Origin of the sequence: Arenibacter algicola, from assembly GCF_018860365.1 — a bacterium.
Classification (GTDB): domain Bacteria; phylum Bacteroidota; class Bacteroidia; order Flavobacteriales; family Flavobacteriaceae; genus Arenibacter; species Arenibacter algicola_B.
This window is the reverse complement of the sequence record NZ_JAHKPO010000015.1, coordinates 49,436-66,599: the sequence shown is the minus strand read 5'-3', so window position 1 is coordinate 66,599 and position 17,164 is coordinate 49,436. Positions and strand designations below refer to the sequence as shown.

The window sequence follows — 17,164 nt, the reverse complement described above, 5'->3', positions numbered from 1 at the left end:
TTATTTTTTAGCGGCCAATTTTTCCAGTATAAAAATAAGGGAAAAACCAAGTAAAGCTAGCATAATCGCACTTATTAATTGAGGGTCTCCTTCGAAATTAAATGGGGAGATATTCTGATCTTTGATGGTAATTATTTTCTCTCCGAACATTTTAGTTTCCAAGACTTCCTTCCATGGCCATATTTTGTTTAATGAGCCTAAAATAAATCCGGTCAATAACGCCAAGGTCAGGTTCTTGTAATGTGTAAACATCCATTTTAGAAGTTTTGCAAAGCTCAACAGTCCAAAAATGGCTCCTAGGCCAACAGTGATTACAATTTTAAGATCGCGCTCGTGCACTGCATCCAATACCGTTTTATAGGATCCCAGTAGCACTAGGATAAAAGCTCCGGATATCCCGGGTAGAATCATAGCACATATGGCCAGTGCCCCTGACAGGAACAAATAGGGGAGAGATCCCGAATTTTCGGAAGGGGGCAACTTTGTAACGTAAAAAGCTATGGCAGCTCCCATGATCAATATTAATATTGCAGCCAAATTCCATTTTTTTATTTCCTTGCCCACCAATATAATGCTGGCTACAACCAGGCCAAAGAAAAAGGACCATAGGGGAATGGGTTCGTTCTCCATTAACCAGCTAATGAGTTTGGCCAAGGAAAGGACACTTATACCGATGCCAAGAAGCAGGGCAAGTAGAAAATTACCGTTAAGTTTGGTCCAAAAAGCCTTTATGCCTTCCTTTCTTAATGTATTTAAAAGGGCTACGTTAACGTTGTTAATACTGGTGATAAGTTCTTCGTAAATTCCGGAGATAAAAGCAATGGTGCCTCCCGACACACCCGGCACAACATCTGCTGCGCCCATGGCCATTCCCTTTAATAAAATAATGATGTAAGATAAAAGATTGCGATTTTCCATAAATGATAAAAAAACAAAAATAGTTTATTTATCTGGAAGCTTTTTTCACATCCTCAATTAAGTTTTGGGCCCACTCCGTGTTGAAGAATTGGGGAAATTCATCCTCAAATAAATGTAGTTGGTCAAGGTCTATTTTAAGGGCGTTGAGCAATCTGTATTGAGCTCTGGGGAAATCGCTTATTAGCAGATAAAATCCTGCCATTTTATACTGCATTTCACATCGCTGTGGATAAAATTCATGACCTTGTAGCAATATTTCTATGGCCGCATGAACGTCCAGGTTTTGTACTGCCACATCGGCCCAATGAAACCAAGTGTCAAATTCATAATTTCCTAGGTCTACTGCCTGCTGATAAGCATAATAGGCTTCGTCATTATTTTTTAAAGTGGCGTGGATCTTTCCACATTTTTTCCAGTACTTGGAATTTTCCCCATCAATATTTATGGCTTTATTGATGTAGTACAGTGCCTTTTTATAATCCTCCTGTCTAATGTAGTATTCCGTAATTGCCAACCATCCCTTATCCAACAACGGATCCTCATGAACCGTTCTGTAATAATAGGATTTGGCCAATTCATCATTCTTTAATTTTTCGTGACATCTGCCGATCCTTAAATAAGCATGGGAAGTAGGGTCTTCAATGGCAATGGTGGTCTCATAATTCTCAATGGCCTCATTGTATCTACCCATTTTTTCAAGAACTTTCCCCTTTTCAAAATAGGCACCTATAAAACTGTCATCGGAAATAATGGCAAAGTCAAAAGCGGTTAAGGCCTCCTTGTGCATCTTTTTCGTAAAATACATTTTGCCCAATTGGTGCCACGCTACTTCGCTATAAGGGTTACGTTCAAGATAATCATTTAAGTACACGATGGCTCCGTCGTAATCCTCAAGAAATTCAAAACAATAGATAACATTGTAAAGTGATGAATAATCCTCTTCGTCATAGGATACGCACATCATGAAATTTTGTTTGGCGTCCTCAAAATTATCCATGAACAAATATTCCATCCCTAGTAAGGAATGGATGTCAAAACTGTCGTCGGTTAAATTCAATGCATGGGTCAAAAGAGAGACTGCCGCTTCGTGATTGTCTTTTTTGGAATAAATATTGGCCCTTTGAATGTATATTTCCTCATTATTGCTGTCTAATACCTGTAGCTCATCCAGCATCTTCTCTGCCAGCTCCAGATTATTTTCAAACACAAGGACTTCTATGGACAATAACTTAAGTTCTATACTGCCGGGATGCTGTTGTAGTCCAATTTTAATGGCTTTTTTGGCCAATGCAATTTTACCGTTATTGAGGTAGTGGTGAATAATATCTTGAAAATCTTCCGCGTCAAAGAAGTAGACATCATCTGTCTTAAGCATGGATTCAAACTTAGCAATTGGTTGCCCTGGTCTCTCGTTTGGTTCTAACGCCATAGGAACTTCTAATTATTCATTGGAACTAAAGTAGTCTTTTGAAACCCTTAATTCCGACAGATTTGGTCTATTATATTAACAAATTAGTTAACAATTTATTGTTTAAGGCCGTTCAATACCTCTAGAATTAGCGCACAGCCAAGGCTAATTTCCTGATTGTTAATGGTCAATGGCGGTGATATACGAATTGCATTTGGTTCAAAAAGTAGCCAAAATAATATTAGGCCTTTCTCGGCACATTTAAGGATTACCTCATTGGCCACTTCAGGTTTTTCCATTATTAAAGCCAACATCAATCCTTTACCTCGAATTTCCTTTATTAATGGTTGCTGCAAAAGTTTTCTAAAAAGTGCTTCCTTTTCCAAGGATTCCTGAATAAGCTTGCTTTCGGTTATTTCCTGCAGGGTTGCTAGACAGGCCGCAGCAATTACAGGATTGCCTCCAAAGGTGGTAATATGACCTAGTTTAGGGTTCTCTATTAGTGATTGCATCATGTGGTGGGAAGCTACAAATGCGCCTACCGGCAAACCACCGGCCATTCCCTTTCCAATAACCAGAATATCCGGAACACAATCATAGTGCTCAAAGGCGAACAACTTTCCGGTGCGCCCAAATCCAGGTTGTATTTCATCAAGGATTAGCATGGCTCCCATAGCGGTACATCGTTCCCTTACCTTTTTTAAGTACCCGTTCTCCGGTAAAATAAAACCGGCTCCACCTTGAATGGTCTCCAAAACTACTCCCGCAGTTCTTTCCGTTATTTTTAATAAATCCTCTTCGGAATTAAAACGAATGAAACCAACATCTGGGATAAGTGGTCTAAAAGCACTTTTACGCTCTTCATAGCCCATAATGCTTAAACTTCCCATGGTATTTCCGTGGTAAGCATTCTTGGCTGATAAAATTTGACTTCTCCCTGTAAACCTTCTGGCCAATTTTAATGCCCCTTCAATGGCTTCCGTCCCGGAATTCACCAAATAGGTGGTTTCCAACGGTGCAGGGAGAAGGCTTGCCAGCAACTTGGTATAGGCAACGGCGGGTTCCTGAATGTATTCGCCATAGACCATTACGTGCATATATTTCTGTACTTGATCCTGAATGGCATTTACCACTCTTGGATGGCAATGTCCCAGGCTGCACGCGGATACTCCGGCAACAAAATCGAGATGTGCCCTTCCTTTGGTGTCGTAAATATAACTTCCCTTGGCGTGTGAAATTTCCAAAGCCAAAGGGTGTGAAGAAGTTTGTGCCTGGTACTTAAAATAATCCTCTTTCATTTGTTCTATTTGTCAAGGATCCTTAAAATCCAGGTTTCTTCCATGTAATTACCATTAAAATTGTCGTTGCGCGATTGGAGCGCTTCTTCCCAGGTGTTATAGCGCTCTAAATAGACATAGTGGTATTGGTTGAAATTTCGTAAAAAGTGTTGGGGTTTTAAACCTTTTTTAGTTAGGCTTTTCATGAATTTCTCATAATTTTCCTTCACCTCAAAAACGTTCGCTATTAAATAGTAACCGGGATCCAGACCGTCCTCTTTGTCGCCCTCCTCGTAACGTACCTCTGTTTTTGATTCAGAAACGCTGGGTTTGGGCTCCTTTTTCTGTTGATCTTTTTTGGTTGGTTCCATTTTCTTCAAAGGATTGGGAGGCAATAACTTTGAAGAATTTATGGAATCCCGTTTCCTTTGATCCTCTTGGGCCTCCTCTGGCTCCACGTCCAAATCTATAGGGTTTTCCACTCCTCGAATGGTAACTAGTTTAATGTTGTTGTCGTCCTCATCAAAGATATCGTCCTTGCTAAGAATCCTTTCCTTTCCACGCCAAATAAAACCTTTCAATAGCCTACTGTTTTCAGGGAGTTCCTTTTCCGGGAAAATATCGCCATCAGGATTGGTAATAAAGGTAATATCCTCAATCTCATTATTGGCGAGGGTCATTCTAATGGCACTACATATGGTCTTGTCTATTCCAATAAGTTCCTGATCATCATTGTACATGTAGTAGATCACCTCGGTGTTTTTTACAAGGTCGATAAGACTTAGTTTATTGTCTATAAATTTTCCGAATAGATCCTTGCCCTTCGCCTGATTGTAGCCTACTTTGCCCACCGTATCCAAAGAAACAATAAAGGCATTATTGATAACTTTTAAGGAATCCAATTTTTCCGTTTCCAGGTTGGAAAGTAAGTGGATACTGTCCCCGGTCATCTGATTTTCGCCGTTCCAAATAATCGGATTGGTAATTAATTCGGTAATACCAGTTTTTTGGTTGAAATGGATGGAATCGCACTTACCGCTTAAATCGGTCTTGTAGAATTTGGCATTCCTGAATGCCCTTAGGATACGTTGTTCCGGCTTGCCCGTGATCATTAGGGTATCACCGTGCATATATAGGGAATCCTGCTCTACCAGATTGATAGATACTGCCCTTTTGGTGGCAAAAACGGAATCCTTGGCCTTATATACTTCTGCATAGTGCGCCCTGATCAATCCATTGTTTATGGTGTCCCTTATGGTAATATTGTTCGTTGCGGAGGCAAATTCCGTTTTTTTGTCAAAATATAAGCTATCCCCTGTAATAATACGGTTATTATAGTCTATACGGGTATTCTTGATTCCGTATCCGTTTTCGATTTTAGTGTCATAGAACCCACGTTCACAGTACATTTTATAGGTTTCTCCGGTAATGGTGGATGGACCGTACAAATAGGCATTTTTGGACTCGGTATAATAATCCAACTGCTTTGAGACCAAATTGAATTCTGGGTTCACAAGGTTCACACTTTGCAAGAACTGGGATTTTTTAAGTTGTGTAAAGTAGCGCCCTATTTTACTGGTAAGCGTATTGGAGGAATCAACTACTGTTCCGTTATGTTCATAGAAAGCCTCTTGTTTTTCCCGGTCAAACCGCAAGGTGTCCGTGGTAAGCGTCATACTGGTATGGTTCAATACCACATTTTCCCAGGCCTTGGCAAGGTTTAGGTTGCCATCATAATCAATTTTGCCGCTGGTCAATTGTACGGAATCTCCCTGTTGCAATTTAATGTTCCCAATGGCCTTGAGTTTATTTTCTTTTTGATAATAGATGGCAATATCGCACCATAGATCCGCTCCTTCGTGTTCAAATTGCACTTGCCGATCATCCTTGCTAAAGATGGCTGCTCCGGGATATTGTTTTTCATCTTTGGTGAAGTTGGCCCCATAAACAATGTTTATTTGTTTAACCTCCGTCTTGGGCTCCTGGCCCCGGCCATTCCAACAAATGAATACAATAAATAAGAATAATATGGACTTAAGCAATGTTTAAAATTTTGGTCAAAAATAGTATATTTTGAGGGAGGATAATATAGTTTGGGATAGTTTTAGTAAAACACCAATAACAAAAAAGCCATCTTTTAAGATGGCCTTTTTGTTATCGATATATGGTCTGGGTCCTATCTGGTCCTACCGAAACAATCTTAATGGGGACTTCCAGTTCTTTTTCCAAGAACTTTATGTAATCCATTAAGGTGTCCGGAAGTTCATCGGACTTGCTCATTTTGGTCAAATCCTTTGCCCAACCCTTCATTTCCGTGTATACCGGGGTCACATATTCCGGTTCTATGCTATAGGGTAAATGTTTAATTTGTTTTCCTTTATAGTTGTATGCCGTACAAACTTTTAGAGTTTTAAAACCACTAAGCACGTCCGCCTTCATCATCATCAATTCCGTAACCCCATTAATTTCAACGGCGTATTTAAGTGCTACCAGGTCTAACCATCCGCATCGTCTTGGTCTACCTGTGGTTGCGCCAAACTCGTTGCCGACCTTGCCCATGGTTGCACCGTCCTCATCAAAAAGTTCTGTAGGGAAAGGACCACTGCCTACACGAGTGGTATACGCTTTGAAAATACCCAATACGCTACCTATTTTATTTGGTGCCACTCCCAATCCTGTACATGCTCCCGCTGCCGTAGTATTGGATGAGGTTACAAAAGGATAGGTTCCAAAATCGATATCCAATAGGGATCCCTGTGCGCCTTCCGCCAATATTTTTTTACCTTCCCTCTGAGCATTGAAAATATACTCTTCGCTATCTATGAAGGTTAATTTTTTTAGTTCTTCTACCGCCATAAAGAAGTCGGCCTCCAATTCCTTTAGGTCATATTGAATCTCTACATTGTAAAAGCTGATCATGGCCTCGTGTTTGTTGGCCAGTATCCTGTATTTTTCTTTCCAGTCCGAGAATTCCAAATCGCCTACCCTCATTCCGTTCCTTCCGGTTTTGTCCATATAGGTCGGGCCAATACCTTTTAGAGTGGATCCAATTTTGGCCTTGCCTTTGGCGGTTTCCGAAGCAGCATCCAGTAACCGGTGGGTGGGCAGAATTAAGTGGGCCTTTCTAGAGATAAATAATTTTGATTTAATATCTAGATTGAACTTTTTAAGATTATCCAGCTCCTTTTTAAAGATAACTGGGTCTATTACCACCCCGTTGCCAACAATGTTCACCGCGGTTTTATGGAAAATTCCTGAAGGAATGGTATGCAAAACATGTTTTATACCATCAAATTCTAATGTGTGGCCAGCATTTGGTCCACCTTGGAAACGTGCAATTATGTCATAGTTTTTTGTTAAAACATCAACTATTTTCCCTTTTCCTTCATCTCCCCATTGGAGTCCTAGTAGTAAATCTACTGCCATTATTTATGTAATTGGATTAATTATTCGTGTTCTCTTCTTTATTTTTTGTTCCGTAAAAATAGAGCGAGTGAGTGTTGATCTTAATATTGAAAACTTCCTCAATGGTCTTTTTTATACTTTGAATACGTGGATCGCAAAATTCCATGACCTCACCGGTGTCCGTAAGGATTACATGATCGTGCTGCCTGTCAAAATAAGATTTTTCGTATTGGGCCTGATTTTTTCCAAATTGATGTTTTCTTACCAATTTGCACTCCAAGAGAAGCTCAATAGTGTTATACAGTGTGGCCCTGCTTACGCGATAATTCTTGTTTTTCATGGTGATATAGAGCGATTCTATATCAAAATGTTCTTCGCTGTCGTAGATTTCCTGTAAGATTGCGTAGCGCTCAGGTGTTTTTCTGTGACCATTTTCCTCCAGGAAAGTGGTGAAGACATTTTTAACTATTTCTTGATTCTTATTTTCGCCCATAGCATTTACCCAGCGTTAGGGTACAAATGTACAGTTAAAATTTAAATTCTGGATACTTTATCGATGCCGTTAATGCGCTTTAGATTATCTATAACTTTTTTAAGGATAGCATTGTTTTTTACAACAAGGGTGATTCTTCCCGAGAATGTTCCGCCATCCGTACTAAAATTAATATTCCTCATATTCACATGTAAGTTGCCAGAGATTACCTCGGTAATTTCACTTATCAAACCTATATTATCTATCCCCGTAAGCATTATTTCCACGGTAAATTCTTCTTGGGAAGAATCGATCCATTTGGCCGAGATGATTCTATAGGCATAGTTGGACTGCAGGGAAATGGCATTGGGACAGTTTTTCTTATGCACCTTAATTCCATCGTTTACACTAACAAATCCGAATACCTCGTCACCTGGTATGGGATTGCAACACTGGGATAATTTATACTCCAACTTGTCTTCTTCCTTTCCAAAGACAAGAGTGTCATATTTTGAGGTAATTTCTTCCTTGTGGATATCCTCCGGAACCGGGGTTCTCTTTATCTTATTTTTAAAGAAAGTAATGAACGCGTTACTATAGGAGGCCGCAAAATCCTTTAGCATCTGATTGTCAATGGCCCCTATGCCCACTCTATAGAACAGGTCCAAGCTGGTCTTGAGCTTAAAATAGACGACCAACTTATTTATGGTATCCTCGTTAAGGGTGATTTTCTGGGATTTTAATTTACGTCTAAGGACTTCTTTGCCCTCCATAGCCGTAGATTTCTTTTCTTCCCTTAAGGAGGATTTTATTTTAGACCTGGCCCTTGCCGTAGTAGCGTAATCCAACCAACTTTGACTGGGTTTGGCCGTGTCGGAGGTGAGAATGTCCACTTGGTCACCACTTTGCAAGGTAGTATTTAAGGGAACCAGTTTGCCATTTACTTTGGCCCCACGGGTATGCATGCCCACTTCGGTATGTATATTGAAAGCAAAATCTAAAGGGGTGGCTCCTTTAGGTAGGGATTTTAATTCTCCTTTGGGCGTGAATACAAAAATCTCTTTGGAATAAAGGTTTAGTTTAAACTCTTCTACAAAATCAACCGCATTGGTATTTGCATTTTCCAGAGCTTCCTGTAGTTTGTTGAGCCACTCCTCAATTCCCTGTTCTTTTTGATTGCCGTGCTTGTATTTAAAATGCGCGGCATAGCCTTTTTCGGCTATTTCGTGCATTCTTTCACTACGGATCTGAACTTCTACCCATTTGCCCTTTGGGCCCATTACAGTGATGTGTAAGGCTTCATAACCTGTAGATTTGGGAGAGGAAATCCAATCCCGTAAGCGAACAGGGTTAGGGGTGAAGTGATCAGTAACAATGGAATATATTTTCCAGGCCAAAAACTTTTCGTTGTGCCGGTCCGATTTGTATATGATCCGAATCGCAAATTTGTCATAAATCTCATCGAAGGATACATTCTGAACCTTCATTTTTCGGCGAATGGAGAATATAGATTTCATTCGGCCCTTAATGTAGTAATTGAGATTTTCTTTATCCAGCGAGTCGCTTATTACTCCGGAAAAAGCATCGATATAGGCCTGTTGTTCTTCTTTGGACTCTTCAATCTTACCTAAAATATCTTCGTAAACATCTGGTTCAGTGTATTTAAGACTAAGGTCTTCCAGTTCCGTTTTAATATTGTAGAGCCCTATTCTATGCGCTAATGGGGCGTATATGTACAGGGTTTCAGAGGCTATCTTCACTTGTTTATGCTCTGGCATGGAATCCATAGTGAGCATATTGTGATATCGGTCTGCTATCTTTATAATGATAACCCTTACATCGTCATTAAGGGTAAGGAGCATTTTTCTAAAATTTTCCGCCTGTTGGGAAATGTTCATATCCTTTTTCAGGTGGGCAATCTTAGTGAGTCCGTCTACGATCCGAGCAACGGTCTCGCCAAACAGGCGTTCTATGTCCGCTAGGGTGTATTCGGTATCCTCAACAACATCATGGAGTAGGGCAGATGCTATGGAAACCGCATCCAAACCCATTTCGGAAGCCACAATTTTTGCTACCGCTATGGGGTGGAAAACATATGCTTCTCCCGATTTCCTTCTTTGGTTTTTGTGGGCATCTACGGCAATATCAAAGGCAGAGCGTATCAATTTCTTATCCTCATCGGTAAGACTTTGATAGCTTATGCGCAGCAGTTCCTTATATTGCTTCGCTATTTCCTTGTTTTCTTTCTCTATTGCAGCTTCGGTCATCATAAATTAAAAATAGCACAAACTATGATAGTAGACAACAAAAATTATGCCTTTAAGTTTTGAATTCTGGACATCAAGGTTGGGTGTGAATAGTGCATAAAAACATAAGCAGGATGAGGTGTAAGATTACTTAGGCTGTTCTTGGATAATTTTTTCAAGGACGTAATCAGAGGTTTGGGGGCAAAAGTTTTTTTAGCAAAGTCATCTGCCTGATATTCAAATTTCCTGGACATGGCGTTCATGATCAATCCTGTTATTTCCGAAATAGGACTGTATAGGATTCCAAAACCTATAAGCGCTGCATGAAAACTAGGTTGCGAAACGCCAATAGCCAAAGATACCTCCGGATTATTTATAAAAATTGAAAGGATAAATAAGGTGAGACCGGTAAGTAAAATAGAGGCGGATAAATTGAAGATGATGTGTTTTCTTTTGTAATGTCCCACTTCATGTGCAAGCACCGCTACAATTTCGTCTTCTTCCAGGTCGTTGATCAAGGTATCATACAGGGTTATTCTCTTTTCTTTGCCAAATCCAGAAAAATAGGCATTGGCCTTGGTAGATCTTTTTGATCCATCTATCACAAATATATTCTTTAATTCAAATCCCACGTTTTTGGCGTAAGCTTCTATTTTGCTTTTTAAACTACCTTCTGCCAAGGGAGTTTGTTTGTTGAAAAGGGGCACGATCAGTTTACTATAAAACAGGTTCATGAAAAGTGAAAAAACGGCTATGAGAGCCCAGGCATAAATCCAAAAGTTGGTGCCCGCCCATTGAAAAAACCAAATGATCAATGACAGTATTCCTCCCCCGATGATCATCATCATAATCCAACCTTTAATTTTATCTGTCCAGAATAATTTTTTGCTACTTTTGTTAAAGCCAAATTTTTCCTCAATTACAAAGGTGTGGTAGTAAGAAAAGGGGGTTGTAACAATATCATTGCCTATCATAATTATTCCGAAAAAAATAAGTGCAATCAGAATAGGGTTGTCGCTAAAGCTCCTGGCAATGGTATCTATCCATTCAAATCCCCCAAAAATTAGAAAAATTAAGGTTAGGCTTAAGGAGAAGACAGAGCTTGCCATCCCAAAACGATAGTTGGTTTTCTTATACTCCTGTGATTTTCTGTATTCCTCTTGGTCGAAAACGTCGTTGAGTTCACTTGGGACAACATCCGTATAGCGTTTGGCATTTAAATATTCCAGCACAGTTTCAATTAAAAACTGAATCAACAAAATGGCTATGATGATATAAAATAGGATGTTACTGTTCATTTAAAAAATTAATGGATTTCAATATTGTTTTATGTTGCAGTTTTGTGGATGCCTGTTTTTTCTTTATAATCCCCTTTGCCTCCTTGCCTCAAAGATAAGTATTGCTGCGGATACGGAGACGTTCATGGAGTCTATTTCTCCATGCATGGGAATTATAATATTTTGGGTTGCCTTGTTCAGCCATTGTTCGGATAGCCCGGTAGCCTCTGTTCCCACCACAATTGCCGTGCCTTTGGTAAAATCTATTTCTGTATATGGCTTGGAGGCACTTAGTGCTGCACAGTTGATGTTGATATTGCGACTAATTAAGAACTGGATAATTTCGGGTGTGGATCCCATACCTATATTGGTAGTGAAAACACATCCAACACTCGAGCGGATTATATTTGGGTTGTATAGGTCGCTTTTCGGATTGGCTATAATTACGGCATCCAGGCCGGCAGCATCGGCGGTACGAAGGAGGGCGCCAATATTGCCTGGTTTTTCAGGAGCTTCCGCCACTAAAATAAGTGGACTGTCGTTTTTAAATTTTAACGACTCCAGGGAATGCTCCCGGGCCACTGCTATGGCCAATATGCCCTCAGTGGTTTCCCTATGCGCCAATTTTTGAAATATATCCTTTGATATGGCAATTATTTCTGGTGTAGGTGAAATTCCATGTACTAATTCCATAATAGCCTCGCCGGTAACGAGCTCGGGATAGAAAAGAATAGTCTTTAAAGTATATTGTCCCTTAATTGCGAGCTGTAACTCTTTGATGCCTTCAATAACAAAAAGCCCATTTTTTTTTCGTTCACGGGATTTTTCCTTTAAAGATATTGTGCTCCTTACTAAGGGGTTATGGATACTGCTAATCTCTTTTATATAGCTCATTGGTGCAAAAATAATATATTATGTTAACTTAATTATAGTAATACGACCAATGGGGCAACTAAAATAAGTAAGATGAAATATGTAATTGTAGTGGTGCTACTGGTTAGTACGCTATCCTGTAAAATGGAAAACAAAACAAAGGAAGCCGAAGTGGAAATGGCCGAACCTAGGACAGAATCAAGGGTTGATCTGGAACGATATCCAGAGCAGTTAATTAAGGTTTTTGAGGCTCATGGCGGGTTGGCGAATTGGAAAAACAAGAAGAGTTTGGTTTTTAAGCAAGGGGAAGAGCTTCATACCATTGATTTACAAACCAGAATGGATAGGGTGGACGGACCAGCTTATTCCCTTGGTTTTGACGGTGATAAGGTATGGTTGCTTAACGAAGAAAATGCGTTTAAGGGCGATCCAGTGTTTTATCACAACCTTAGGTCTTATTTTTTTAATATGCCTTTTGTTTTGGGGGATAAGGGTATTGTTTATGATGAAACGGAGGATTTGGTATATGAAGGGGTTAATTATCCCGGTATTGCAGTTCGATTCAATTCGGGAATAGGCACCTCTTATAAGGATGAGTATTTCTTACATTATGACCCCCAGACCTTTAAAATGGCTTGGCTTGGATATACAGTGAGTTATAGAAGTGGTGAACGTTCCGATAAAGTAAGTTGGATAGGTTATCACGATTGGACGGACGTAAATGGCCTAAAAGTTCCCAAAGAATTGACTTGGTACAGTTCCGAGGGGCGCACGATTAAAGAGCCGAGAAAACCGGTTGTTTTTGAAGCGATAGCGTTTAGCGGACAGGCTAAACCGATAAGTTTCTTTGCGAAGCCTGAAAATGGAATATTTGTAGAAGGGAAAGTACAAGAGTAGTACTCCTTATAAAGGAAAAGGGGCTAGAAACAAACTGTTTTCTAGCCCCTTTTTTTTAGTTTTTAAATCTTGGACTATTTTCCGTTATATTTTTCCATATATCTTTTCCATAATTCCGTTTGGTGTGTTTCCAATGAAATATCCCTTCCGTCAATAAAGGCCCTACTCAATTGGTTGGTCCTCATATCCAGCGCATCGCCTTCAGAAATAAATAGTGTGGCACTTTTACCTACTTCCAGGGTTCCGTAGACCTCGTCTATTCCCAAAATTTTCGCCGGATTTTGTGTAATCATTTGGAGTGCTTTTTCACGGGAAAGTCCTTGTTGAACGAGCTGTCCGGCATAAAACGGCAGGTTTCTGTTTTGAAAATTTTTCGCGTCCGTGTTTTGCATAGCTACCAATAGTCCGCTATCGGATAGTATTTTGGGCAGTTTATAGGGAAGGTCATAGTCGTCATCTTCAGAAGACGGTAGGTTGTGGGGAGCCCTTACCAATACGGATATTTGATTCTGTTTTAAGAAATCGGTGATTTTATAGGAATGATATCCACCTACCAAAACAACTTCCTGGACTCCTAAATTTTTGGTATTGGTAATAGCATCCAATATTTCCTTTTCACCGTCGGCATAAACATAAAGCTTTTGTGTTCCGTTGAACAAGCCTTGGGTAGCGGCATATGCCGGATTAATTTCTGGTGCTTTACTTTTTCCATAGGCCAGGGCATTTTTAAAAAAGCTTACTATTTTCTCCTTTTCCTTGGTGTAATTTTCATTGGGTTTATGTCTACGGCCCTGGCCTTCGGTGGAAGGACCTAGTTTAAAGCTATTTGGCCACGATAGATGTATACCGTCATCCGCCTTTACCACTGCGTCTTCCCAGTTCCAAGCATCAAATTGCATAACGGATGAGGTTCCTGAAATGGTGCCTCCCTTAGGGGATATCTGTCCCAGGAGTACCCCATTTGGGCGCATACTTTCCACAACTTTGGATTCTGCATTATAGGCGATTAAGCTCCGTACATGGGGTATCAATTCCCCAATTTCATCCTTGTCATTGGAAGCTCTAACAGCGTCTACCTCTATCAGGCCCAAGGAGGCGCAGGTGACAATGAAACCAGGGTAAATGTGTTTTCCGTTGGCATTTATAATAGTTCCCTTTCTGGCAATTCTTGTTTTGGCATCCCCTACAAAGAAAATTTTTCCACCTTCGAACATGATAAGGGAGTTCTCTATAACCTCGCCATTTCCCAAATGGGCTACAGCGCCTTCAATGCTTATGGCTTCCTTCTGTGTACTGGCGGGGGTTTGTTGTGCGGTTCCTTTAATAGTAAATGACAAAAGGACAAGTGCTATTGTGTTTCTAATATTTTTCATCTTAATTTTAATTTTAAAGGCTGTCACAGTGTAATTCCTCTTGGTTTTTTTTCTTCGGTTCCTGGGTAGGGCTGCCATTGTCCTTCTCTTTTAGCATAAGGTTGATAAGTAAGGCTTTTTCTTTTCTTATGGCTTCCCTTTGTTGTTTGTCCTTTTCCAGATCGAAGTATACAGCTCCTTCGATTATTGTTTTTTCCACCTTGGCATAAACGGATAGCGGGTTATTGCTCCAAAGTACCAGGTCCGCGTCTTTTCCTTCTTTGATACTTCCCACCCTATGGTCTATATGCAAAAGCTTGGCAGGGTTTATAGTGACCATTTTCCATGCCTCTAATTCTGTCATCCCGCCATATTTGACAGTTTTGGCAGCTTCCTGGTTTAATCGTCTGGACATTTCAGCGTCATCACTGTTTATGGCAACGGTAATGCCCTGACTTTGCATGATGGCTGCATTGTACGGAATGGCATCATTTACTTCGTATTTATAGGCCCACCAATCACTGAAGGTAGATGCCCCTACACCATGTTCTGCCATTTTATCGGCTACCTTGTAACCTTCCAATATGTGGGTAAATGTATTTACTTTAAAGTCGAATTTTTCCGCAACTTTCATGAGCATATTAATTTCGCTCTGAACATAGGAATGACAGCTTATAAAACGTTCCCCGTTAATTATTTCAGCTAAGGTTTCCATCTCTTCATCAAATCTGTAGGGCTGCCCACTTTTTTTCTTGATATCATATTCTTTTGCCCTTTGGAAATAATTGATAAATGTTTGTTCCACCCCCATCCTGGTCTGTGGAAATCTACTAAAACTGTTCCAATTGGATTGTTTTACATTTTCACCAAGGGCAAACTTTATAAATTTGGGAGAGTTGTTATAAATCATCCCATCCGCACCGGCACCCCATTTTAATTTTAGGATAGCCGATCGTCCGCCAATAGGATTGGCAGAACCGTGCAGAAGTTGGGCGGAGGTTACACCACCGGCCAAATCACGATAAATTCCAATGTGTTTCGGGTCTACCACATCCTCCATTTTTACCTCCGCAGAGGAATTCTGACCTGATTCATTAATGGACAAAGCGGCAATATGCGTATGTTCATCGATAATGCCGGCGGTAAGGTGTTTCCCCGTGGCGTCTACTATCGTAGCCCCGATGGATTTAAGGTCTTTCCCTATTTTAGCAATTTTACCGTTTTTAACAAGTACGTCTGTTTGTTCTAGAATACCCATATCCTCACTGGTCCAAACCGTGGCATTTTTGAACAGCATGGATTCTTGTTTGGGTTGCTGCGAATAGCCGTAACCAATATTGGGAAAAGCAATAGGTACTACTACTGGTGTTTCCTTGGCTCCATCTTTTTCCTTTTCGGAAAATGCTGAGGTCCTAGTGGCATTAAAAGTGGTTTCGGTACCATCGGGCAGCAAAAGCTTGCCTTCAAGATTGTCTGAGGCAGAAGTTGCCATTGCTGATAATCTAAATGCCTGGTCACCTTCTTTGGTATTGAAGGAAAGGGTAAGCCAATGGTCTTCATAATTAATTTTGGAAGTCAATTTATCTTCTCCTTCCTTAATCTCGGCCTTGGGTTTGTCCAATTCTCCGGTAATTGATAATTGATACATTTTTTTTCCGGCCGCTAAATTGTAGTTTCCACGGATATCCTTAAGTTCCTTGTTATTGATAATATGCTTCTGGCCCTGCACCCAATTTTCATAGAGAACACTTTCCTTGTCGAAAATGTCCCCGGAAGTGATTAAAAAATTAGCCTGACTACCGTTTTGTAAGGAGCCGATTATATTGGATTTGCCCAAGATCTGTGCGGGAATCGTGGTAAGTGCTTCCAAAGCTTTAGTTTTGGATAGGCCGTACTCAATAGCCTTTAATAAATTTTTTCTGAAAGAGGAGGTAGATTTCTGATCGTGAAGTGTAAGGCTAAAAGTGATGTGGTTTTCTTCAAGGACTTTAGGGTTTGTGGGTGCCTGGTTCCAAAAGCGCATATCTTCCAGGCTTACATATTCCGCCAAATATGGGTCGGAAACGTCATAGGGATCGGGAAAATTAATTGGAACGATCAAGGAGGCATTTGTGGCTTTTATTTCCGCTACGCTTTCAAATTCATTTCCTCCTGCAAGGATGGTATAATTGATATTGAACATATCCCCAATCTTATCCGCCCTTAATACATTGTCTTTGTCCTTGGCTTCAAATATCTGAACTAGTCCTTTGTTGGTGTTCAGAGCCTCTAAGGAAAGATCCTTGGTGGTTACATTCCCTTGGGCGTACCAATCTGCATCAAAGTACATTTGCCTCAATAATGCCAAGGTGCCCATTAAGGAAGTGGGATAGGCTTGCCGTTTGGCAACGCTTTTGGTCATTGAAAAGTATTGTGCCGATTTATCGGCCAGAACCCTATCCGAATCATTGCCTATATCGTTCAATGAAATAAGGGCACCGTTTCCACGGGCAATTCCATCCTGTATATGGGTATTTACAACCCCAAAACCGGCTTCCCGTAATTCTTTCGCTTTTTTATTGTCATAGTTAAATTTGGAAATTGCATCGTTTTCCGGCATTATATGATCGTTCCAGTAATATCCTTCCCTTGAGGGTCCATACTGTGCAGAACGCCCCCCAGAAGTTGCTGGTTTGGGTTTCTCTACCCCAAAATTGGAATAGATATCAATGAATGAAGGGTAAATTGATTTTCCATTTAAGTCGATCAATATTGTGTTTTTTGGAAGTTGTACTGTTTTTCCTGCCTCTATTACTTTTTCCTTTTGAATAAGCAATGTACCCCTGTCCAATACCTTGTTTGGGGTTATATGGATCTTGGCATTAATGAATGCTGTAAAATTGTTATTTTCCGCTTTAACACCGTCATTTTTTGGAAAGTAGTCTTGGGCAGAAAGTGATAACCCGCAGAAAAGTGTAATAAGCACATAAAATTGTATTCTCATATTTCAATATATTCTTTATTAAATGGGTTTAAAAATAATATATCCCATAAGAATAT

The 17,164-nt window shown here is 40.1% G+C and carries 12 protein-coding genes; 1 reads left to right on the top strand and 11 read right to left on the bottom strand.

The window, feature by feature from the left end; all coding sequences use genetic code 11:
- From KO529_RS14680 to KO529_RS14640, 9 genes are all read right to left on the bottom strand, one after another.
- Complete coding sequence (locus KO529_RS14680; RefSeq protein WP_215948632.1) at positions 1-918, bottom strand: DUF368 domain-containing protein; 918 nt, start codon at positions 916-918, stop codon at positions 1-3.
- A 28-nt stretch (positions 919-946) separates the two neighbouring features.
- Positions 947-2,347, bottom strand: coding sequence for a tetratricopeptide repeat protein (locus KO529_RS14675; RefSeq protein ID WP_215948631.1), 1,401 nt, complete (start codon positions 2,345-2,347; stop codon positions 947-949).
- Between the two features lie 95 nt (positions 2,348-2,442).
- Positions 2,443-3,624 carry an aspartate aminotransferase family protein gene (locus KO529_RS14670; protein WP_215948630.1) on the bottom strand — a complete coding sequence of 394 codons (1,182 nt, stop codon included), beginning with the start codon at positions 3,622-3,624 and terminating at the stop codon, positions 2,443-2,445.
- 5 nt (positions 3,625-3,629) lie between these two features.
- Positions 3,630-5,645 (bottom strand): OstA-like protein, encoded by a 2,016-nt coding sequence (locus KO529_RS14665; RefSeq protein ID WP_354667784.1) that lies wholly within the window; start codon positions 5,643-5,645, stop codon positions 3,630-3,632.
- 112 nt (positions 5,646-5,757) lie between these two features.
- On the bottom strand, positions 5,758-7,029 hold the full coding sequence (locus tag KO529_RS14660) for an adenylosuccinate synthase (protein ID WP_215948629.1): 1,272 nt from the start codon (positions 7,027-7,029) through the stop codon (positions 5,758-5,760).
- A 16-nt stretch (positions 7,030-7,045) separates the two neighbouring features.
- On the bottom strand, positions 7,046-7,501 hold the full coding sequence (locus KO529_RS14655; protein ID WP_215948628.1) for a Fur family transcriptional regulator: 456 nt from the start codon (positions 7,499-7,501) through the stop codon (positions 7,046-7,048).
- 41 nt (positions 7,502-7,542) lie between these two features.
- A complete protein-coding gene (locus tag KO529_RS14650) occupies positions 7,543-9,747 on the bottom strand; it encodes a RelA/SpoT family protein (protein ID WP_215948663.1) in 2,205 nt (734 codons plus the stop codon).
- Between the two features lie 44 nt (positions 9,748-9,791).
- Complete coding sequence (locus KO529_RS14645) at positions 9,792-11,024, bottom strand: M48 family metallopeptidase (RefSeq protein WP_111625219.1); 1,233 nt, start codon at positions 11,022-11,024, stop codon at positions 9,792-9,794.
- Between the two features lie 63 nt (positions 11,025-11,087).
- Positions 11,088-11,897 (bottom strand): TrmH family RNA methyltransferase, encoded by an 810-nt coding sequence (locus tag KO529_RS14640; protein ID WP_215948627.1) that lies wholly within the window; start codon positions 11,895-11,897, stop codon positions 11,088-11,090.
- A 72-nt stretch (positions 11,898-11,969) separates the two neighbouring features.
- Here KO529_RS14640 and KO529_RS14635 point away from each other — a divergent pair, with 72 nt between their 5' ends.
- On the top strand, positions 11,970-12,773 hold the full coding sequence (locus tag KO529_RS14635) for a DUF6503 family protein (RefSeq protein ID WP_215948626.1): 804 nt from the start codon (positions 11,970-11,972) through the stop codon (positions 12,771-12,773).
- A gap of 74 nt (positions 12,774-12,847) precedes the next feature.
- On the opposite strand, the gene KO529_RS14630 is transcribed toward KO529_RS14635, so the two are convergent.
- Positions 12,848-14,146, bottom strand: coding sequence for an amidohydrolase family protein (locus KO529_RS14630; protein WP_215948625.1), 1,299 nt, complete (start codon positions 14,144-14,146; stop codon positions 12,848-12,850).
- Positions 14,147-14,159: 13 nt separating this feature from the next.
- Positions 14,160-17,108 (bottom strand): amidohydrolase family protein, encoded by a 2,949-nt coding sequence (locus KO529_RS14625; RefSeq protein ID WP_215948624.1) that lies wholly within the window; start codon positions 17,106-17,108, stop codon positions 14,160-14,162.
- Positions 17,109-17,164: the final 56 nt, after the last annotated feature.

Coding starts and splice junctions, on each gene's coding strand:
- KO529_RS14635 (WP_215948626.1), top strand. CDS start 11,970: ATGAAATATGTAATTGTAGTGGTGCTACTGGTTAGTACGCTATCCTGT.
- KO529_RS14655 (WP_215948628.1), bottom strand. CDS start 7,501: ATGGGCGAAAATAAGAATCAAGAAATAGTTAAAAATGTCTTCACCACT.
- KO529_RS14670 (WP_215948630.1), bottom strand. CDS start 3,624: ATGAAAGAGGATTATTTTAAGTACCAGGCACAAACTTCTTCACACCCT.
- KO529_RS14630 (WP_215948625.1), bottom strand. CDS start 14,146: ATGAAAAATATTAGAAACACAATAGCACTTGTCCTTTTGTCATTTACT.
- KO529_RS14625 (WP_215948624.1), bottom strand. CDS start 17,108: ATGAGAATACAATTTTATGTGCTTATTACACTTTTCTGCGGGTTATCA.
- KO529_RS14680 (WP_215948632.1), bottom strand. CDS start 918: ATGGAAAATCGCAATCTTTTATCTTACATCATTATTTTATTAAAGGGA.
- KO529_RS14650 (WP_215948663.1), bottom strand. CDS start 9,747: ATGACCGAAGCTGCAATAGAGAAAGAAAACAAGGAAATAGCGAAGCAA.
- KO529_RS14660 (WP_215948629.1), bottom strand. CDS start 7,029: ATGGCAGTAGATTTACTACTAGGACTCCAATGGGGAGATGAAGGAAAA.
- KO529_RS14645 (WP_111625219.1), bottom strand. CDS start 11,024: ATGAACAGTAACATCCTATTTTATATCATCATAGCCATTTTGTTGATT.
- KO529_RS14640 (WP_215948627.1), bottom strand. CDS start 11,897: ATGAGCTATATAAAAGAGATTAGCAGTATCCATAACCCCTTAGTAAGG.
- KO529_RS14675 (WP_215948631.1), bottom strand. CDS start 2,347: ATGGCGTTAGAACCAAACGAGAGACCAGGGCAACCAATTGCTAAGTTT.